General features: G+C 50.8%; 18 protein-coding genes. 6 read left to right on the top strand and 12 right to left on the bottom strand.

Annotation, left to right across the window (positions count from 1 at the left end):
* Position 1 precedes the first annotated feature (1 nt).
* Both ABWW03_RS14390 and tviB read left to right on the top strand, forming a co-directional pair.
* Entirely contained in the window at positions 2-1,027 is a 1,026-nt protein-coding gene (locus tag ABWW03_RS14390) for a glycosyltransferase family 9 protein (protein ID WP_353409288.1), read from the top strand.
* A 57-nt stretch (positions 1,028-1,084) separates the two neighbouring features.
* Positions 1,085-2,359, top strand: a complete 1,275-nt coding sequence (gene tviB / locus ABWW03_RS14385) for a Vi polysaccharide biosynthesis UDP-N-acetylglucosamine C-6 dehydrogenase TviB (protein WP_353409286.1) — start codon at positions 1,085-1,087, stop codon at positions 2,357-2,359.
* A gap of 63 nt (positions 2,360-2,422) precedes the next feature.
* On the opposite strand, the gene ABWW03_RS14380 is transcribed toward tviB, so the two are convergent.
* Complete coding sequence (locus tag ABWW03_RS14380; protein WP_353409283.1) at positions 2,423-4,828, bottom strand: TonB-dependent receptor; 2,406 nt, start codon at positions 4,826-4,828, stop codon at positions 2,423-2,425.
* 305 nt (positions 4,829-5,133) lie between these two features.
* Between ABWW03_RS14380 and ABWW03_RS14375 the strand changes: the two genes are divergently transcribed.
* Positions 5,134-6,099, top strand: a complete 966-nt coding sequence (locus tag ABWW03_RS14375) for a flavin reductase (protein WP_353409281.1) — start codon at positions 5,134-5,136, stop codon at positions 6,097-6,099.
* 51 nt (positions 6,100-6,150) lie between these two features.
* Positions 6,151-6,963: an SDR family oxidoreductase gene (locus ABWW03_RS14370; RefSeq protein WP_353409279.1), complete on the top strand. Its 813-nt coding sequence runs from the start codon at positions 6,151-6,153 to the stop codon at positions 6,961-6,963.
* A 72-nt stretch (positions 6,964-7,035) separates the two neighbouring features.
* On the opposite strand, the gene ABWW03_RS14365 is transcribed toward ABWW03_RS14370, so the two are convergent.
* Positions 7,036-8,001 (bottom strand): AraC family transcriptional regulator, encoded by a 966-nt coding sequence (locus tag ABWW03_RS14365; RefSeq protein WP_353409277.1) that lies wholly within the window; start codon positions 7,999-8,001, stop codon positions 7,036-7,038.
* A 301-nt stretch (positions 8,002-8,302) separates the two neighbouring features.
* Here ABWW03_RS14365 and ABWW03_RS14360 point away from each other — a divergent pair, with 301 nt between their 5' ends.
* Positions 8,303-9,058 carry a head GIN domain-containing protein gene (locus ABWW03_RS14360; protein ID WP_353409275.1) on the top strand — a complete coding sequence of 252 codons (756 nt, stop codon included), beginning with the start codon at positions 8,303-8,305 and terminating at the stop codon, positions 9,056-9,058.
* Positions 9,059-9,182: 124 nt separating this feature from the next.
* Here the strand turns inward: ABWW03_RS14360 and ABWW03_RS14355 are convergent, their stop codons facing one another.
* A complete protein-coding gene (locus ABWW03_RS14355) occupies positions 9,183-10,763 on the bottom strand; it encodes a phytoene desaturase family protein (RefSeq protein ID WP_353409273.1) in 1,581 nt (526 codons plus the stop codon).
* A gap of 223 nt (positions 10,764-10,986) precedes the next feature.
* Here ABWW03_RS14355 and ABWW03_RS14350 point away from each other — a divergent pair, with 223 nt between their 5' ends.
* Positions 10,987-12,192, top strand: coding sequence for a styrene monooxygenase/indole monooxygenase family protein (locus ABWW03_RS14350; RefSeq protein ID WP_353409271.1), 1,206 nt, complete (start codon positions 10,987-10,989; stop codon positions 12,190-12,192).
* Here ABWW03_RS14350 and ABWW03_RS14345 read toward each other — a convergent pair.
* From ABWW03_RS14345 to ABWW03_RS14305, 9 genes are all read right to left on the bottom strand, one after another.
* The gene (locus ABWW03_RS14345) at positions 12,189-12,452 is read right to left on the bottom strand and encodes a hypothetical protein (RefSeq protein WP_353409269.1); all 264 of its coding nucleotides are present in this window, start codon (positions 12,450-12,452) and stop codon (positions 12,189-12,191) included. The two genes, ABWW03_RS14350 and ABWW03_RS14345, sit on opposite strands and share 4 nt — an antisense overlap.
* 149 nt (positions 12,453-12,601) lie before the next feature.
* Complete coding sequence (locus ABWW03_RS14340; RefSeq protein WP_353409267.1) at positions 12,602-14,230, bottom strand: long-chain-fatty-acid--CoA ligase; 1,629 nt, start codon at positions 14,228-14,230, stop codon at positions 12,602-12,604.
* A gap of 196 nt (positions 14,231-14,426) precedes the next feature.
* A complete protein-coding gene (locus ABWW03_RS14335) occupies positions 14,427-15,911 on the bottom strand; it encodes a M48 family metalloprotease (RefSeq protein WP_353409265.1) in 1,485 nt (494 codons plus the stop codon).
* A 5-nt stretch (positions 15,912-15,916) separates the two neighbouring features.
* A complete protein-coding gene (locus tag ABWW03_RS14330; RefSeq protein ID WP_353409263.1) occupies positions 15,917-16,594 on the bottom strand; it encodes a hypothetical protein in 678 nt (225 codons plus the stop codon).
* On the bottom strand, positions 16,581-17,270 hold the full coding sequence (locus ABWW03_RS14325; RefSeq protein WP_353409261.1) for a hypothetical protein: 690 nt from the start codon (positions 17,268-17,270) through the stop codon (positions 16,581-16,583). Before ABWW03_RS14325 ends, ABWW03_RS14330 begins: the two co-directional genes overlap by 14 nt.
* A gap of 121 nt (positions 17,271-17,391) precedes the next feature.
* On the bottom strand, positions 17,392-18,399 hold the full coding sequence (locus ABWW03_RS14320) for a vWA domain-containing protein (RefSeq protein WP_353409259.1): 1,008 nt from the start codon (positions 18,397-18,399) through the stop codon (positions 17,392-17,394).
* Positions 18,396-19,469: a VWA domain-containing protein gene (locus ABWW03_RS14315; RefSeq protein ID WP_353409257.1), complete on the bottom strand. Its 1,074-nt coding sequence runs from the start codon at positions 19,467-19,469 to the stop codon at positions 18,396-18,398. The genes ABWW03_RS14320 and ABWW03_RS14315 overlap by 4 nt, the downstream gene beginning before the upstream one ends.
* A gap of 18 nt (positions 19,470-19,487) precedes the next feature.
* The gene (locus tag ABWW03_RS14310; RefSeq protein ID WP_353409255.1) at positions 19,488-20,303 is read right to left on the bottom strand and encodes a MotA/TolQ/ExbB proton channel family protein; all 816 of its coding nucleotides are present in this window, start codon (positions 20,301-20,303) and stop codon (positions 19,488-19,490) included.
* 69 nt (positions 20,304-20,372) lie between these two features.
* Positions 20,373-20,639, bottom strand: a complete 267-nt coding sequence (locus ABWW03_RS14305; protein WP_353409253.1) for a hypothetical protein — start codon at positions 20,637-20,639, stop codon at positions 20,373-20,375.
* Position 20,640: the final 1 nt, after the last annotated feature.

Here is a 20,640-nt window from a genome sequence, read left to right as displayed (position 1 = left end):
GGTGTTTGCGGCTAGCGAAGACGCTCAAAAAATCAAAAAAATACTCATCGTGAGATGGGGCAGCATGGGCGATCTGGTCGTCTGTTCGGCGGTGATGGAAGATATTTGCCGCCACTTTCAAAACGCGGAGATACATCTCAATGTTGAACCGCCCTGGCATAAATTGTTTAAGCATGACCCAAGGTTCAGCAAACTCCAGGTCATGAAAATTCGCAAGGCACCGCGGGTGTCTTCAGCGGTTGCCTGGATAAAAATGTTACGCCAGGAACAATACGATCTGATTATTGATCTGCAATGCAATGATCGCAGCCGCCTACTGTTGAGTTTTGCCCGTTTGGTGTGCGCGGCACCGAAACTCAGTATTGCAACCAAACCGGCGTTTCCTTATCGTTTGAGCCCGCCTCAGTATGCCAAGGGGTCTCATGCTATTGATATCACTCGCGCCGCGGCAAAAGGTCTTGGTATCGAGTGTTTGATGAACAAACCGATGATTCACTGGGACTCCGACACGGAACAAAGCACCCAAGCCCTGTTGGCGCACCATCGCCTGGAATCAGGACGCTTTGTCATTTTAGTGCCGGGCAGCAGCCTCAGTGGTGCGCTTAAACGTTGGGGCAGTGAAAATTATGCCGCTATGGCAAAATTGTTTGCGGAAAAAGGCTATCAGCACTGCGTCATCCTCGGAGGGCCAGATGAAGTGGAACTCTGCTCTGAGTTGGCTGAGCGTATTGGCGATGGTGTCGTGAATTTATGCGGTCAAACCGAGCTGCTGCAGATTCCGGTTATCGCTCGAGAGGCCGCTTTTATGGTTTCCAATGACACGGGTACTGCTCACCTGGCTGCCGCAGCGGATGTTCCCATGGCGGTGATTTGTGGCCCGACCGATGCCAATAAGGTTCGTCCGATCGGTGACAAAGTTGTCGCGTTGCAAGCGCCAATGGCCTGCTTTAATGAACTACCCGCTGAACAGTGCATGGCCAAGGTAAGCCCGGAACAGGTTTGGCAAGCTCTGGAAAAGCTAAGATAATAGTCGGACAACGCGCCATCATGCGTTGCAATCGCTATGTATAAGTGGACGTAAATTATGCAACTTGAGCAATTAAATATTGCTGTTATCGGACTGGGCTACGTGGGTCTGCCTCTGGCCGTAGAACTCTCGAAGCACTTTAATACTATGGGCTTCGATATCAATGCCCAACGGGTAGAGCAACTCAATGGCGGTCATGATGCCACATTGGAAGTGTCTGATGAGGAAATGGCTGCCGCTGGCCAACTGAGTTTCAGTACCGATGTGAACGCCATGGCGGATTGCAATATTTATATTGTCACCGTGCCGACGCCTATTGATGGTCATAAAAACCCCGACTTAAACCCTTTGCGTAAAGCCAGCGAAACCGTTGCAAAGGTCTTGTCGAAAGGCGATGTCGTGGTTTACGAATCCACCGTTTACCCAGGTGCAACAGAAGAAGTGTGTGTGCCAGTGCTGGAGCGAGATTCGGGTTTGAGTTTCAATCAAGATTTTTTCGCCGCTTACAGCCCTGAGCGAATCAATCCTGGCGATAAGGTGAACCGACTGCCCAATATCCGCAAGATTACCTCCGGCTCGACACCCGAAGTGGCCGAATTGATTGATGCCATGTACGGAAAAATTATTCTCGCTGGCACTTATCAAGCCAGCTCCATCAAGGTGGCTGAGGCCGCCAAGGTGATCGAGAACACCCAGCGCGATGTGAACATTGCTTTAGTGAACGAGCTGGCATTGATTTTCAACGCCTTGGATATTGATACCGAGGAAGTACTGCTAGCGGCTGGCAGCAAGTGGAACTTTTTGCCTTTTCGCCCAGGCTTGGTCGGCGGGCATTGTATTGGCATTGACCCGTACTATCTGTCTCACAAAGCGCAAGCAGCGGGTTATATCCCCGATATTATTATTGCCAGTCGACGTATTAACGACGGCATGGGCGGCTATGTAGCCGACACACTGGTAAAAGAAATGCTACGCAAAGGCGCTGCAGTGGCCCAGAGCAATGTCCTGGTGATGGGCTTTACTTTTAAGGAGAATTGCCCGGATGTGCGTAACTCTCGGGTTTATGATGTTGTTAAAGGCCTGGAAGATTTTCATTTTAATGTGGATGTTTACGACCCTTGGGTGGATCACGATGAGGTGGAAGCCGAATACGGTTTGCGCCCCATTGAACATTTGAAGAATGGTCATTACAGCGCCGTGGTATTGGCTGTGGCCCATGAGCAATTTTCAGAAATGGGTGGCGAGAAAATTCGTGAGTTATGCACAGGCGATGGACTGATTTATGATTTGAAATATGTTTTACCGCAGGAAGTGAGTGATCTGCGTTTATAGATGTTTCGAATGGTTTGACACAAAGAAGCCCAGTATTTACTGGGCTTCTTTGTGTTTGCACAGTTAAAAATGATACTGGGCTGTCAGACTGAACTCCCGACCACGGTTATAAATGCCTTCGTAAGTTTGAAAAGCATCGCCGATGATTCCAGTCATCAAATACCGCTCGTCACTGAGGTTTTTCAATGCGAGCATAAGGTCCCATTGCTCATCTGCACTGCTCCAGTTTACATTGGCATTGATCAAATCATAGCTGGGTTGGGCAATCAGCTCGGTGTTAAAGGAATCCATGTATTCTTTTGATCGATATGACCAATCGATCCGAGCGCTTAGCGTACCTGCGTCGCCCAGATCCCAATCGTGGTTGACCGCCAGGCTGGCCGTTTTTTCTGGAACACGTTCGAACTCGTTATCAGCGCGAATAAACGTTTCATCAAAGGCAATGTCATCGTAGCGGGCGTTGAGGTAACCATAGCTCGCTTCGATTAACCAGCTCTCGGCGGGCAACCATTGCAGCTCCAATTCCCAACCGGTAATTTTTGCGGAAGCAGCGTTTTTGGTTACCGGAGCGACACTGGTGAAAACCTGGACCTGTAGATCGTCGTAATTGGTGTGAAAAACGGCGCCATTCAAGCGCAGACGGCCATCGAGCCCGGAGTACTTGGCGCCGATTTCGTACACTTCTACAAACTCAGGGGCAAAGTCAGGAATCAAATCCTGATCACTGGCACCGGCGGGGGCGGTGAAACCTGCTACCTGAGGTGGGAAAACACGTTGGGTGAAGCCTCCGGATTTAAACCCTTCAGAATAACTGCTGTAGATCATCAGCTCCTCATTGATATGGAAGCTGGCGTTAATCATGGGGGTGAGTTCCGATATTGACTGGCTGTCCGTTGCTAGCGGTAATACTCGGGTGCCAACCTGCATAAAGGGCGCGTCCAGCAATGGATGCCCGGAGCCCGCAAAATAATTATTCAAAATCACCTGATCGGGTGAAAAGGACTTATCTTCTTCGGTATAGCGCAAACCCATGGTTAGACTGAACCAGTCATTGGCGTTCCAGGTAGCTTGACCAAACGCCGCTTTGGACGTGTTTTCAAAGCGGCCGCCGCTGGTAAAGTTGGCCATGACAAAGTCCAGGGTATTAACGTTATTGCCATCCTCTTTGAAATAATACAATCCGAAGATCCAGTTTAGCGAGTCATCGAAATGATTTCCAAGCAGCTGAAATTCCTGTGTGAACTGGCGTTGTTCCAAGGTGTCGTGAAACTGGGAAACCCTGTGAGGGGAATGATCGCCATCGCGGGCAAAACTGGCATCGAGATCACGCCATGCGGTGATTGACTTGAACGTCAGTTGATCGTTGATATCCAGGCCAACATTTAAATTGCTGGCCATAAAGTCGCTGTTGGAAAAAGCCGGCGCGGTGCCGAGATTGGTATCCGTGCCCACCTGATAGCGCAGATCATAACAAGCCGGTACCGTCAGATTAATCGGCATATCGGGTGTGGCACAGGGAGCGCCGTTCGTTGCGCCCGCCGCGGCGTTGGCGCCCACATTATGAATCACCGCCATGGGGGGTGTTTCCGGATCGATGGGATTGCCGAGATTAATACCGATCAAACTCATGGCCGGACCGTTTTCCCGGTCCTTTGAGAACTCCAGGGAAAAGTTCACTTCGCTGTGATCACTGGGTGTCCACAGCAGGTTCAGTCGCCCGGTCTGGGTGTTGTCATCACCGAGATCCAGGCCGTCGCGGCGTTGGACATAACCATCCTGTTGCATGTCGGCGAAGGAAAGGCGGCTCAGTATATTGTCACTCAAGGGGATATCAACGCTCGCTTTGATCACACGCTTACTGTCTGTGCCGACGGTCGCGCTGAGTTTTCCGGACAGTTCTTCCGACGGTTTCTGGCTGCGAATACTGATCGCGCCTCCGATGGTGTTGCGGCCAAACAGCGTGCCCTGCGGGCCGCGCAAGACTTCTACCTGGGCAATATCGACCAGATCCAGAATGGCTCCGACACTGCGCGCAATATACACGCCATCCACGTAAAGGCCCACGCCGGGTTCGGTGGTTGGCAGAAATTCTTTTTGCCCGACGCCACGAATGTAAATAGATGCTGCATTCGATGCCCCGCCAAAGCTCGGGTTACTCTGGAAACTCATGTTCGGGCTGTAAGCGGCGATACCATTCAGCTGAGTCATTCCGCGTTTTTCCATACCTTCCCCGCTAAAGGCAGTTACGGCGATTGGTGTGTCTTGAAGGCTTTCTTCTCGCTTACGTGCGGTAACGGTCACTTCTTCTATTTGCCAGTTTTTTCCGTCCTGTGCGAATGAGGACATTGCTGTGCTCAATAGAGTACCGCCACTAAGCAGACTGATCGTGAGGGCGGTTGATGTTGCAGGTAAAGTTTTCGAAAACGCATGTTGAATGGCGCTGGTGAGCGTGTTTGGCCGTGGGCTCATAATTTTATCCTCGGGCATTTCATTATTGTTTATTTTCTTGAGCCTGAGTTTGAATACTTCACATGTAATTAACTATTCGCTTTTTGCAGCGGGTATGCAAAAAGTGCTAGGCGATTTCCTCGCTTCCAGCCGCTGTTTGTCTCTCTACCGATCGAATCAAGAATCCGCTTGCACTGCATAACCGAGTCCTTTTTCGCATATCGAAGGAATGTCTGCTCCCTCTAGCATTGAGGCATAGGGTCGACGAGATGTCTGGCCGAGATGCCGTCAGACCGAATTGGTGCAATGACAAAGAGATCAAAACTATGCCCAGTACCGCACAGAAAACTTTTACGATAGATCCCATGGCGTTTCGTCAGGCTCTTGGCAGTTTTGCCACAGGAGTGACCGTTATTACGGCGAAAAGTGATTTGGATGAATCAAAAAATCGTTATGTTGGAACGACGGCCAGCAGCTTTAATTCGGTGTCTCTGGACCCACCGCTGGTGTTGTGGAGTATCGATAAGCGCGCTCGCAGTTTGCCGGTTTATGAAAACGCTGAATACTTTGCGGTCAATGTCCTGGCGGCGGACCAGGTTTCCCTGTCGAATCATTTTGCCCGCCAACAGGACGATAAATTTGCGGGTATTGATTTTGAATCCGGTATGGGTGGCGCCCCCTTATTAAAAGGCTGCGCCGCACGTTTTCAGTGTCGTACCTGTCATGTTTATGAGGGGGGAGATCATCTGATCATTGTTGGTGAGGTGTTGGATTTCGATACCAGTGGCCGAAAAGGTTTGATGTTCCACTCCGGACGCTATGTGGTGTCGAGCTTCCACCCTTGTAATCAGGACGCTTGTGAAAGCGCCAGCCAGAGCCCCGCCTTTGTCGACGATTATCTGCATTACTTAGTGGGTAAGAGTTTCGAGCACATTATGAAAAAACTGAAATCGGTTCTACGGGAACAGGGGTTAGACGAGCATGAATTTCGGGTCTTGGCTTCTCTAGGGGGCGCGTCTGGATGCACATTGACGGAACTGGTTCAGCACGCGATCTTGCCAGAAGATGAAGTGAATGAGCATCTGCGACATTTAGAAACATTGGGGTTGTTAAAGAGAGAATATAAAAACCAGGAAACTCGAATTCATTTAAGTGAGGCGGGTGAGCAACGGTTAGAACCCATGTTGAAAGCCGCTAAAACCAATGAAGCGGATGCTTTGGGTGTGTTCACCGCTGAAGAAGCCCATCAATTGAAAGCTTCACTGAACAAATTAATTGCCTGGACGGCGTAAACGAATTGCTTTCAAGATAACAAATTTTTAATCAGAACAGCGAGGAAAACCATGCGTGGATTACAAGGTAAAGTTGCGATAGTAACTGGCGGAGCTGCCAGTATTGGTGAAGCGGTGAGTCGTGCTTTGGTCGAAGCGGGCGTAAGGGTCATGATTGCGGCACGCAGTGTTAATGTCGGGGAATCTCTGGCCTCTGAATTGGGTGAACTGGCGGCGTTTACCGCGACCGATTTACAACAGGATGAAGATATCAAACGCTTGGTCGAAGCGACATTGGAAACCTTTGGTCAATTGGATTTTGTCATCAATGTAGCGGCGCTCTATGCGGATGAAGGAATCAATTCCAGTCGCCAGCAATGGCGTGACACCTTCGAGACGAATATTACCGGTCATGCTATTTTGGTTCGGGAAGCCTACCCTCATTTATGCAAGAGTGAGGGAGCCGCCGTCGTGAATTTCGGCAGTATCTCTTCCAATATTGCTCAAGCTGAGCGTTGGACTTATCCCGTTTCCAAAGCTGCCATTCATCAGTTAACCCGCAATATGGCGTTGGATATGGCCAAGGACAACATTCGAGTTAATACCGTAATGGCGGGTATTACCTGGAGTGTGCCCGTAGCGGGTTTGACCGAAAATAATCGCGATATTGCGGATCAGGTGTGCGCGAATTACCAACCCCTGGGGCGTGTCGTGGAAGCGGAAGAAGTGGCCGACGCGGTGTTATTTCTATGTTCCGATCACGCTTCTTTTATCACCGGTGCGGAATTGCCGGTAGATGGCGGGTATTCGGCACTGGGACCAGAAGCGACAGAGTCCTGTATGACAGCCATGATGCATGCGGTGGAAGAATCCAAGTCCAGTTAAGTCTTGTGCTTATTGTGACCTACCGTTGTCAAACCCACCTTGTGTGGGTTTTTTTATGAGTGAATATTGAGTTCAGTAAATTGCTTTCTTGAAGGTTTCAGATGGCGATTCGCCATATACTTCTTTGTAAGTCACCGAGAAACGCCCGAGTTGAGTAAAGCCCCAACGGGTAGCAATGGATGTTACGCTGTCGCCATTGGCGGCCAGCAAATCCTTACGGGCATGTTCAAGGCGTAAGGCTCGCAGATAACTGAGCGGACTCTGACCCCGAAATTTCCGGAAGCCTTCGTGCAAAGAGCGCGGGCTGACACCAGTTTCCCGGACCAGGTCGTCGATGGTAATCGCCTGAGTAATATGATTGCGTATATAGTCTTCGGCTTTCTTTACGTGGACGGGCGCGATTGATGGCCCTTTTGCTTGCAGGGCATCACTGTAATTATGTTGCTGGGCATGGAGCAGTTGCGTAATGATCAGCTTTTCCATGTGTTCAGCTGCCGGGCTGTTGCTGATGGGGCAGCTGGATTCAAACTCGGTCAGCATATAGTCGATCAGGCGCCACCAGGCACGAACTTTAGGTTGCTCGCCTTTCATCAGCAAATCAAACTCTAGTGGCTGGTTCAAAGGGCGGGCGATCATGGCGGAGAGTTGTTGCTCGATGGCCTGACGGGAAATCTGCACCATCAATTGTTCGCAACCGTCACTCCAACGCATAGACAAGTGTTTGTTGGGGGAAGGGATCGACGCACAGTGTTCGGTGGAGATTACGCTTTGTTTGCCCGAGTTGATTTCGGCCCACCCACTTAAGGGAAGCTGGATCAGAAAAAAGCGATCCAGCTCGCCGGGCTCAATCTCTACTTCATTGCCATAGCGCATATAGTTAAGTGAGATTTTGTTCATTTTGGCATGATGGTGGCGAGCGTTTAGTTGGCTGCCTCGGGCCATGCCAAGCTTGTGATCACAGTAAACCTTAGCCACTTCGGCTCGCACATAATCGAGGTTGTTGGAATGGAACAGCTGGTGTTTCGGTAGAATGATCATCTCGGCGGCCGTCTTATTATTGTCTAAGGCTTTTTGCCTTTCTCGCAATATACCCATCCGACCCGGCGCTGGCCAGATCTCCTGACGCTGAAATCGTGGAATCTGGAGTTTTTTGAATAATCGCTGCGTTTTTTGAATAGCCTTTTTCTCCCGTTGTTACTAAAGGTTATTAGCTGCTGTGCTTTTATATCTTTGAATTACATGTAAGGTAAATATTTATTTCTGTCAGTGTAACCCTTTTGTTTGTTGGGCTCGTCTAAGCCAGTAATAGAAAATCACTAGAAGAGCTAGAGACAAGCTTATGAAACTACGTCGTTATACAAAACTTGCCGCAATCGCCTTGGCCGCTGTTTCCCTGTCAGCCTGCCATGTTCATTTGGATCTGGAAGGTGAAGGTTGGTCCTACGAATCTGGCCGTATTAAAGGTTCTGGAAACAAATCGACCCAGAGTATTGATATTGGTAGCTTCGATAAATTACGTTTGAATTCCTCGGCGGATGTTGTCGTTCGCCTTGGAAAATCACAACAAATTACCCTGACGACAGACGACAATTTATTGAACAATGTGAGTTTCACCATAAAGGGCGATACCCTGGTGATTGGCAGTGACAAGAGTTACAGCACTCGTATTGGAACCAAAATCGATATTGAGGTGCCCGATCTGGAAGCTGTCAAAGTGTACGGCTCTGGCGATATTGATGTCCGCGGTGATGAGCCCATGTCAGGTTTTGCTGCCCGTGTTTACGGTTCTGGTGACATCAGTTTGGATGAAATTGATGTGGGTGATCTGGAACTGGAGGTGAATGGCAGTGGTGATATCGTGGCAGATGGCAGCGCGAAGGAGCTGCGTATCAAGGTGAACGGCAGTGGTGACATTGACGCCCTGAACATTGAGGCCAAGCGTGCTCAAGCTCGTGTAAATGGTTCGGGTGATATTGTGCTGAATGTTTCCGAAGAGTTGAGCGCTGGCGTGTCTGGCAGTGGCGACATTCGCTATAAGGGTTCACCGAAAGTATCGGTTCGAGATAATGGTAGCGGTGACGTTCGTTCAATCTAAAAGCGGCGCGCATCGTTCCTGAAACGAGACGAGCAATCTAGAACAAGAAAAGGGGCAAATGTGCCCCTTTTCTTGTTTGTTGGCTTAAAGGCCCGGGTATGTCAATGTGTGGCCAATTCCCTATTCAGCCTATCAGGGACTTGGCCAGCAGATAACCCGATCCACCTCCCAGCCCCGGCCCCGGGTGTGTTGATGCGCCAATGTGATACACATTACTCACGGGTGTTTGATGGTTTTTTAAGGCTTTCAATGGGCGCCAGAACAAAAACTGATCCAGATGGCAGACGCCGGAATAGGCATCACCGTGCAGCAGGTTAATATTGGCTCGTTCCAGGTCTTTCGGGGAATACACGACACGTTCAAGCAGGGCGGATTTCAGGTTCAATATGTTGGCACTGAGTTGTTCGATAATACGATCAGCGTAGGCTTCGCGAACCGTGTCGTTCCAGCGGCCGTCGTCAGGGCAGGGGATACACTTGCGTACATCGCCTTTAATGGTTTGAGGGATTTCCTGTAATTGAATCCACAATATCCACTTACCATCAGGAGCGCGGCTTGGGTCCAGAGCGACAGGTTGGCAAACCACGATGGTGGCGGTATCGGGCAGCAGACCACAATCGGCTTCGGTAATGGCTTTGGACACCGCATCCAATCCCGGTGTGACGTGCAGCATAACCACGTCTTGCATGGCAGGGTCCTGCCATTGGGCGGGTGCATCCATAGCAATATGGATCATCATCATACCGCGCCCATATCGATACGCGGCGGCCTGTTCAATCACTTCGCGGGGGAGGCAACTTTCAGGCAGTAATTGTTGATAAAGCGCCGTTGGTGTAACGTTAGCGATGACGCCTTTTTCAGCCCAGAACCGGTCGCCATTCTTACACCGCACACTGTTAGCTCGAGCATTTTTCAATTCAATGTGACAGACTTCCTGCTGGCAGATGAGCTGGCCACCGTGTTCCTCAATCAACGCTTTGTAGGCCTCGACGATGCCCTGATTTCCACCTTTCACAATTGGGTTGCCGGTTTGCTCAATACTGAATGCCATGACCTGATTCATTAAACCTGAAAACGACGACTCCGGCCCAAGGCCAGCGTGCAAAACCCAGGGCGCTAACATGGCTCGTGACAATGGCGAGTTAAAATCCCTTTCGAGCCAACTGCGGGTATTGGCCATGGCATCCGCGATGAAATTAAGCATGCCTTGCAAGCCCAATTTCCAACTGTATTTTAACAGTAGCCTGAGTGTCGAAAAACTCCATAGCGAGGAGCCGAGGAGGCCGAAAACCAGTTCAGATTTTTCTTCCAGTGCTTGCATTGCCGCCTGGTAACGATCGCCATCACCCGGACACAAAGCGTTCATGGCGGCGATATTCTTCGCGCGATTTCGTTGCAAGACCAAACTGCTTCCATCGGGAAGCACCACACCCGTAGGGCTGTCATTGTTGCAATACTCGAGTCCCAGGCGGTGGAGATCGTCTGCAAGTTCTGCATAGGCTGGGGAGGAAACGACCAAAGGGTGAACAGCGGAAAAAACCTCGTGTTTGAAACCGGGTAAGCTGATCTCTTCCGTTTTGATACAGCCGCCCAGATGCTCATTGCGCTCAAGGACGGTGACTGCATGCCCGGCTTTGGCCAACAATGCGGCGCAGACTAATGAATTCATGCCGCTGCCAATGATGATGTAATCACTGCTGTGCATAGAACATTTCCTCACTCGCTGTGGTTATTTTGAAGCTTCTAACATACCTGTCGATGAAGGAATCCAGAACCGCTATTTGCTCTGGCTTCGGGATTTATGCGCGGTATGTACAAGCCCTGCGCGGGGCGCATAGTTTTCCGAACTTGGGCCACGTTAAATAAAAACATGAATGGCCACTGGGCTTTTGAATATTGCTCAGCGTTGAATAAGCGAGGAAATAGTGATGAGAAAAATAACGATCATTGGCGCCGGGCAAAGCGGTTTGCAGTTGGGAATAGGTCTTTTGCAAAAAGGTTACGAAGTTAAGCTAGTTACCAATAAAACCGCTGAAGAAGTTGCTCAGGGGCGGATTTTATCCAGTCAATGTATGTTTGATATGGCGTTGCAGAACGAACGGGATTTGCACTTAAACTACTTTGATGAGGATTGCCCTTGGGTTGAAGGCATCGGTTTCAAAATCAAAGATACTCCGATCGCCTGGCAGCATCGTCTGGATAAGCCGGCGCAATCTGTGGATCAGCGCGTTAAGATGCCCGTTTGGATGAACGCCTTTGTGGAGCAAGGTGGCGACTTGCTCATTCAAGATGTTGATGTGTCTGATCTCGACCGCTTATCAAAAGAATGCGATCTGCTGTTGGTCGCGTCCGGCAAAGGCGATATTGGAAAAATGTTCGAACGCGATGCCCTTCGTTCGAGTTTCGACAAGCCAATGCGAGCACTGGGTTTGACCTATGTGAAAGGCATGAAGCCTCGTGAAGACTTTTCGGCGGTGGACTTCAATTTAATTCCCGGTGTCGGCGAGTACTTTTCTTTCCCCGCTCTAAGCACCTCCGGGCCCTGCGACATTATGGTCTTTGAGGGCGTGCCTGGAGGGCCTATGGATTGTTGGCAGGGAGTGGATTCCCCGGATCAACATCTGCAGGTCAGTAAAGCAATCATTGCGGAATTTGTACCCCAGGATATGGATCGCATCAGAGACATCGAACTGACAGACGATAACGGTATTCTTGCTGGACGTTTTCCGCCAACCATTCGACACCCGATAGGCCGTTTGCCTTCCGGGGGTATCGCCTATGGCATTGCGGATACGGTGTGTCTGAACGATCCAATCACCGGGCAGGGTTCCAACAATGCCAGCAAATGCGCTGCCATTCATCTCGCCAGTATACTCGCCCAAGGTGAGCAAGCCTTTGATGAACAGTGGATGTTGAAAACCTTCGACAAATATTGGAGCTACGCCCAGTGGGTGGTGTCGTGGACCAACGCCTTGCTGTTACCGCCGACGGAAAAAATGGTTCAAGTTCTGGCCGCGTGTGGCGAGGATAGTGTGCTTGCGCAACGATTTGTGAATGGCTTTGATGACCCGCGAGACTACTATCCCTGGTTTATGGAACCGAATCAGGTCGACGTTGCCGGGAATTGGGCTTAATTTCCCACCGGCAACATAAAGCGTCCGCGTAGTTGACCTTTATCGTAGGCGGCTTCGACTATGGCGCCTTCGCGACGCGCGCTGGTTTCGATCAGCTGGGCGGGTACTTTTAGCTGAATGTTGGGTTCGAGGTCGAGAGAATACAGAGCGTACCAACGTGAGTCGCTCTGCCGTATGTGTCTGGCATTGGGCAGGCTCTGGCCTTGCTCAATCACTCCGATCACTCGAAACTTATGCCACTGTATCTCCGTCTGGGCCAAAGGCCTGCCTCGCATCTGTTCAGCTTTTAGCCAATGTAAACGAACTGATATTTTTTTCAATCTGTGTGCACATTTCTCTTTGACATGCACATAGAGCCGCAATAAAAAACGGGCCACGTGGGCCCGTTTTTATCGTGGGGTTTGGGTGTTTAGAGATCACTCCATTGGAAGTCCTGGTAGTCGTCGCGCAAATCTTTTTTGCTAAGCTTGCCGGTTGCGGTGTGAGGCAAGTCATCGACAAATACACAATCGGCTGGAATCCACCACTTGGCGACCTTGCCTTCGAACCAATCCAGCATTTCTTCCTTGCTGATCTCTTCGCCTTCTTTCACAATCGCGATCAGCAAAGGACGCTCGGTCCACTTGGGGTGAGAAACACCAATGACCGCAGCTTCCGCGATTTTCGGGTGGTCGACGGCACAGTTTTCCAATTCAATTGAGGAGATCCATTCACCCCCCGACTTGATGACGTCCTTGGTACGGTCGGTGATTTGCATTAAGGAATCCTGATCCATGAAGGCCACATCGCCGGTTTCAAACCAACCGTCTTCCGCACCGCCGGTATCCAGCTTGTGATAGCGCTCGGTAATAAACGGGCCACGTACCTGTACGGCACCTGAGGATTCTCCATCCCAGGGCAGTTCCTTACCATCTGCATCGACGATACGCAGATCAACGCCACAGATTGGACGCCCCTGACGCAGGCGATGGGTATCAAACTCCTCTTTGCTCATGGTGTCATGGGCATCATCGGCCACGCGATTGTACGTACCCAATGGACTCATTTCGGTCATGCCCCAAGCGTGTTGTACGGTGACATTGTAGTGGTCGCGGAAGGCATCAAAAATGGACAGTGGACAGGCTGAACCGCCGACGGTGACACGATTCAGGGTATCAACAGTTTTGCCGCTCTTTTCCAGATACTGCAGCAGCGCCAGCCAAACTGTGGGGACGCCTGCTGAACAAGTGATTTTCTCAGAATTGATCAGCTCGCAGAGTGTTTCACCGTCACCCATTTTGGGGCCTGGCATAACAAGTTTTACGCCGCTCATTGGCGCGGAATAAACCAGACCCCAGCCGTTCACATGGAACATTGGCACGATGGGCATGGTGATGTCATTGCGTGATAAGCCAAAGGCGTCGGGCAGTGAGCTGGCGTAGCAATGCAGAATGGTAGAGCGATGGCTGTAAACCACCCCTTTGGGATTGCCGGTTGTGCCTGAGGTATAGCAAATTGCAGACGCTGAGTTTTCATCAAGTTCGGGCCAATCGAACTGCTCTGATTCGCCGTCCAGCAATGTTTCGTAGCAGTGAACATTGTTAAGGCTGGTTTCCGGCATATGAGCGTCGTCGGTCAGGATGACGTAGCCCTTGACTTGGGGCAGCTGATCTTGAAGGCGTTCCATAGTCCCGACAAAGGCGACATCGATAAAGACCCACTGGTCCTCGGCGTGGTTGATGATGTAGTCGATCTGTTCATCAAACAAACGAGGGTTAACGGTATGACACACCATGCCTGAGCAGGAAATGGCGTAGTACAGCTCCAGGTGACGGTAATCGTTCCAGGCCAGAGTGCCAATCACATCGCCTTCTTTGGCGCCGAGTTTGGCCAGGGCATTGGCCAGCTTTCGCACCCGTGCAAAAGCGTCTTTGTAGGTGTAGCGGTGGCGGGGGTTATCTGCCGTTACTGACACGACCTCAACATTGGGATAAACCTTATCCGCAAAGTTCATCACCGAGGTAATGTTCAGGGGCATATTCATCATCGTGCTTTGCATGGGGTGCTCCATTTTATTGTGTTCGCAAGGCTTGTTGGTCCCAGGTCAGGGCGAGTCTCGCACGTTAGTCTGGCCTTGGGGAGTGTGGCGTCCAGTATAAATTCAAACGCTTGTTTGATGCCAGCGTGATGAGGCGCAAAAGTTTTACAATTTGCGCCCTTTTCCACAGGCAGTGTTTACGGCGCGTGGTATGCCGTTACTGAATAATTTTTATAACCTCACCCGGGCGAGGTTCGCCGGCGGGGTAGTAGCCATTGATAATCCTCAGGAGGTCAGCACCGTTGCGCCCCAGGCGAGCTTGACGAGCCAGGTCGTCAAAGCGGGTTCGACTGTTGGCCTTAACAAAATGCAGTGTTTTATTAGGTTGACTGGCTCTCTGGCGGCGTTCTGGGCGAAAGCTGGTGATGATGTCCATAACCGCTTTGTCTTGCTCTGGGCTCAGTTTGGGGGCGTGCCAGCGGCTGCTGAGAGTGTAGACCAGATTGCCCCGTCCAATGGCAGCGATGCGCTGTTGTCCTTTTGAACTCTCATCGATAATGCCACTATGGCCAGACAGGCCTTTTAAATACAGGGGTTCGGATTGACGCAGTAACTTGACGTTGAAGTGCTGACGCAGCCAGGGTTCGATGTCCTGCCCTTTATTGCGTTGCAGGCCGATGCTGACTTGGCTTACGCCATTGGCGTCTTTAACGTCGATTTGCCTGCTTTGTTGCTGCACTGACCAGCCATCGGGATAGGCAAAGCTAAAGCCCAGGCTGTTGTGACGATAACGCTGTTCCTGTTTGTTGCCTTCCTGTTCTCCACCGGTGTGAGGAGTACTGCCTGCGGTCGCTTCGGCATTGTTTCCGAAGACCATACCGTTGATGGCTGTGCGGAATGCTTTGGTGTGGCGTTCTCCGTCATTGGCATCCGCCGTATTGATCAGTTTCTGTAATCGTTTGTCGCTGCGCGGGTGCGTTGAGAAAACTCCGTGATAAGACACCGCTTTACGTCCCGAAGCTCGAGCCTGTCGCTTTTGGTAGACCTCGTGGTCTTTCAGAATGCCAATGACTTCAAACATGGCCTTGGGCGGGTAACCGGCGGCGCGGAGGTATTTGGCCCCAAAACCATCGGCTTCGAGTTCCATATCCCGACCATACCCACTGACGGCGGCGGTTGCATAAAGGCCGGTAGCTTCCCCGACTTCGGCGCTGCCCGTGAGAATGGCCGATACAATAGACAGGGTTTTCGCGCCCGCCTTAGCGCTTTCCTGCCGTACCGCGTGGCGCGCTGTGACATGGGCGATTTCGTGGCCGAGAATCGCTGCAAGTTGCGCTTCGTTTTCCAAAAAGGCGATCAGTCCACGGTTGATGTAAATATACCCCCCGGGCAATGCAAAGGCGTTTACCTGGGGGCTGTCGACAATAAAGAACTGGTAGTCAAGATCCGGACGATCACTGACAGCAGCGACTTTCTGGCCGATGCGCTTGACATAGGCATTGAGTTTTTCGTCTTGATACAGAGGCGTAGATTCGAGAATTTTTTCGTGTGCCTCGCGGCCTTTTTTAATTTCACCGGCTTCCGAACTGAACACGACATCGGCTGAGCCTGTGGCCGGGTTAACCGAGCAGGATGAAAGGAGCATGAGTCCACAGCTAATGGTCAGGGCAAGACCGAGGGTTTGGTAAGTGGTGTTAGGCATCGGTTTTACTCCTGTGCGCCGCCGGATGGATCTGACACAAAAATATCTCGCAGTTGTGAACCCAAACCTTTGCAGGCGTTGCTTTGGACACGAGCCAACAAAGGAATCGGTACGACGAGTGCTGGCATGTAACTGGTCCCTTTGGCATCGGCGCTAACTTTGGCAACCAAACTCTGTTTTTGATAGTCCCAAACCGATGCCTCGTAGTCGGACTTCTCGTCCCAACTGCCAAAACCAAAGCACCCACCACCACCGGGGCCAATGGCACAACCGACGGAGCCGGCAGAATTGGTGGTCTGGGTATTGCCATCAATCCACACCAGATAGCGAAGATTAAATTCATCGATTTTTTGTTTGAGTTTGGGCTCTTTAATTAATGCAGCCAGGCGTTTAGGTTGCATGGGAGCCATGCGGGGTTCAAACCAAGGATAGAGTTCATCAACGAATTGTTTTTCCGGAATAACCGACACGCCGCTGCTATTCGAGGAGATCGTTTTGGCAACGCAACTGATCAAATCTGGTTCGGTTTCGTACTCTGCGGAATGACGCCTGCCCAGAACGACGATGCGATCATTACTGCCGAGTTCGGTGCTGGCATTCTGGTATTCATCTATCGTAACGGAAGTGCAGGCGCCCAAAGACGCTAGCGACAAGAGAGCGATCAGGTATTCAGGAGTCTTCATGATTTGCCTCCTTTGTTTTGAGTCGGTCTTCCTCCGCGGCTTGTGGAGCGGAGTGGCCATCTTGACCATTGCGTCTTTCCATCCAATCCCGTAATTCGGGAACGCGCGCAAAATTCAGGGTGAGATTGGCGCCCAGATCGCGCAGAGCGACCACAATGGCTTCGTTCATGGCATCCTCGTCGGATTGCATGAATCCGGAAGGAGTTTTGCCATAGGCAGTAACAAACCAATCGGCAAGCAGCTGGCCGTCACCTTGATACAGCTGCATATTGTATTTCATCCAAACTTCAAAAATTTTGCTGCGGGATTCTCTTGGCAGGCTGTATTGAAAATCACTTAGATTCGGTTTGATAACAATATCGACACCGGGAAGCTGGAAGGATTCCGATTCGGGGTCCGGGCTTTGTCCTGCCCATTGCTGAAAGAGGGCGGGTAACAGGGTGTCAAAGAAGGCCTGCTGCGCGGAGCCGGTTTGAATGCTCCACTTGTCACGATCGTCACTGCTTTCCGTATAGTTGTGCGCTAGCAACTCCGGGCTGTAATGAGCTGCAGCATGCAGAGGCATAGGACTAGACAGGGGGCTAGGGAACTGCCCCTTGACGGTCAATTGGCTGTTACAGGCCGTTAGCGCAAGGCTAAGAAGGCACAGTATGGGTACGGCACTATTGGACTTCATGAATCACTCTGCTCCACCAGATAGAGATACCCTTCCTTTCCCCTATTAATAGCACAATTCATTTTTCTTGTCCGGCTTTGTTCTTGTTATTTTGAATCTTGTTTCGATTTTGTTACAAGCCCTATCGGTAGTCGTTGAGGCCCACAAAGGTGCCGCCATTTTCATAGCTGAGCGCGCGCATCAGAGCGGCGAAGCGATAGGCACTGGCTTGTTCGCCGGGGGCCAGGCTGAACAGGACCGGGAAGCCTACCGCGTGAATACGCACACGTCGTTCGCCTTTACTGTCACCCGCGTTCAGTCGTTCAACGGTTTTCAGTACCCGACGAATTGAACCTCCGGAAAAATCATCGCCAAAAACATACAGGCTGATTTTTTTGTCTTGGGCATAATAGCGACGAATGGCGTTCTGAATGCCCTCCACCGGGCTGGAGTTACTGAACGGATTCCAACTGCGCAGTCGTTTAATGATGGCTTTACGGCGCGAAGGGGAATCGGGAATCCACTGCCCCCGATAACTGCTGAACATATAGTTGCCCATATCGTTCATGACCTGAATGCCTTTTACCTCGGGATACACATTCAAGGTGGCAATCAGCTCATCCATTACGCGAGGCCACGCGTAGTTATACATACTGCCTGAGGTGTCGATGATGAAAATAATGTATTCACTGTCGACGGGGATACCGCCGACTAAACTGTTTTTGGATTGATGGTCGCGTCCCAGTAGACGTTCCATTTCTTCATTGAGATCCTGTCGGGCCAATTCCAGGCGAGCGCGAATTTTATCGTCTGCAGCGGATGCCTTAGCCAGTTCAACTAACTCGCTTTCCAGCTTTTGCCGCCGGGATTTTAAAATGGCCAGGCGCAAGGTTTCTTCGTCCAGTTGTTCTGTTTTGGCATTCAGTTCACGATTTAATACACGGGTTTCACCGCGGATTTCAAACAGTTCCTCTTGCAGTCTCTTCAGTTGTCCCTGTTGCTGCACTTCGCTGATTTCCAGTGCGCCGGGTAACGAGGTTTTTGTGATCATCAACAGAAGAACGATGGCGCCAAAGCCACAGCATATAACGTCCAGAAACGAAACATTAAAGTCTTCACCTTGCCGATTACGTCGTCTGGAGCTACTCATGGCCAGTCCTTCGAGGGGCTCATAAACGAGCCCTTGCTGCGTTGGGCGAGCTGCCAGTAAGCTGCCGCCGCCAGGGTATCACCTTCCATAGGAGCCAGAATGACGTTAATTGGAATGCCGCGGGGCAGGGCGCCAACGGCCTGATTGTAGAGACGCATCCGGCCATTGCCATCGATGGTTTTGCTTCGTGGTGCGCTTTTTCCTTGGGTGGGCAGACCGTCGGTAATCAGAAAGACATTGTCAGGAAGTTGAGGAAACTCCCCCAGACTGCTGAAGGCTTTGATTAAACTGGTGCCTTTGCTGGGGGTGACGTTGCCGAGAGAATCCAGTGCTTCTTGCAGTTGCCGACGATTGCTGACGGCCAGCCACTGATTTTTTGTGTTGGGCAGCAGGGCGTTCACGTCGGTGTTGAACGTGTAGATCTGGTACTGACTGTTGACCGGAAACTTGGCCACCAGCCATTCTACGGTGGCGACCGCTCTTTGCCATTTTGCGGCGGCGCGCTGTTGTTCTGGACTCATGTTACGACGTCGTATGATGTTGACTAAGGTCTCGTCCAGCATGCTGGCTGAGGCGTCGAGCAAAATAACAATGCGTTGGCCACCCAGCTTCAAACCTGTTAAATACTGGCGATTGCCCTGGCCAGTGATTTCCCGCAAATCATTGCCTTTCTCATTTTCTTCTTCGAGCTCTTGTTTGCGTTGCTGGAGGCTTTGGATTTCTTTTTTGAGTTGATCCAGAGTGTTTTCATCGGCAGTACCGAGATCGGCCAGGCGAGTGCGGGTCGCTCGAATATCTTCATTGATTTGTCGGGCGAGGCCTTGGGCCTGTAGTAATTGTTGGTCGATATCCGAAAGGATGTTGCGAGCGCGCACACGCAAATCTTTGGCCGCTTGAATATCTTCATTGAGCATATTCACTTCGGCACTCAGCTCAGTGGGATTCTCCAATTGCTGGCGATCAATGTCATGTTTGATGATCAAAAAGATCAAGGCGACGGCGCCAAAGCCGCAGGACATGATATCCAAAAAGGATAAGCTGAAGGTGGTGAACTTACGCTTACGAGCCATGGCTACAATAGTTTCTGTTTAGGATTGCGACGGCGCACGTTGGCCCAGCTGCAAATTACGCAACAGGTGGGTATCGCAATAGTCCTGGGTATCGAGAACCAGGCGCTCCTGCATCAATTGCAATTGATGGGTGAAAAACATAATGATGATGCTGATCACCAGTGCAATAAACGTCGAGTTGAATGCAACGCCCAGGCTCACCGTCACCCCGACGATATCGCCTTCAACCGCTTTATGGGCTTGACTCAACGCTTCACCAATACCGCGTACGGTACCGATAAAACCAATGGAAGGGATGGCCCAGGCAATGTATCGCACCATGGCCAGCTCGGCATCCAGACGGTCAGATTCCGTTTGACAGGCTTCTTTGACCGCCGTAGCAGCGTCCCCCATGGTGTGGCTCGAGCCGAATCGCCTGAGTGCTTGCAGCAAGGCTCTTGGCAACAAGAAACGTTGTTGTTCATTGGGTAGCCGTTGCAAGGGATCAATTAAGCGGTCGCAATCTTCAACACGAATGGCGGCGTTCTCACTGATGCCCAGCAAATCCAATTGCAGAAACTGTCGCTCTTTACGGCCTTGCCAAGCTTTGAGTGCCATGATTGATAAGGCCCAAAACATCAGAATAAAACAGGCTTCCTGCTCGTAATCACGCAAGACCACATAGATTGAGCGTTCTACGACCACGGTTTGGCCGCTGGCCTGCATGGCTGCTTGAGCTTGCAAAATCGCATCGGCATTGGGGCGAATAACGGTAACAAATATCGCATGCACAATAATGCTGGCAATAATCAGGGCGAAAAGTTGAAATAAAAATTCAGAACCGTTTCTGCGCATAGTGAATGTCCTGTAGTTGTGTGGCTCCAGCAAAACAGCAGGCTGTGTTTTTGTTGGAACGGTTCCAGTTTATATGTCGACCGGGAAGGCCACCGGTAAGTCTTCCGAAATTTCTTCGGTGGGAACAAAGCGTTCATTGTTCTTCTTGGTACTGGCCTTGCCTTTGCTTTGAGCTTTGGCTGCGTCGCGTGTTTTTTGTTCCGCGGCGTTGGCTTTATCGTCTTTCTCGTCGGCTTTGGGTGACTCTTGCTGGGCATAAGCTACGCCCATGGTAAACAGAAGACTCAAGAAGCTTACGATGAGCCCCCGGCGTAGTGATTTGTTGACCGTTAACATT

The organism is Pseudoteredinibacter isoporae (assembly GCF_040372805.1).
Lineage (GTDB): Bacteria > Pseudomonadota > Gammaproteobacteria > Pseudomonadales > Cellvibrionaceae > Pseudoteredinibacter > Pseudoteredinibacter isoporae_A.
Note: the sequence above shows the minus strand (reverse complement) of the source record. Positions and strands in the feature narration are given on the sequence as shown.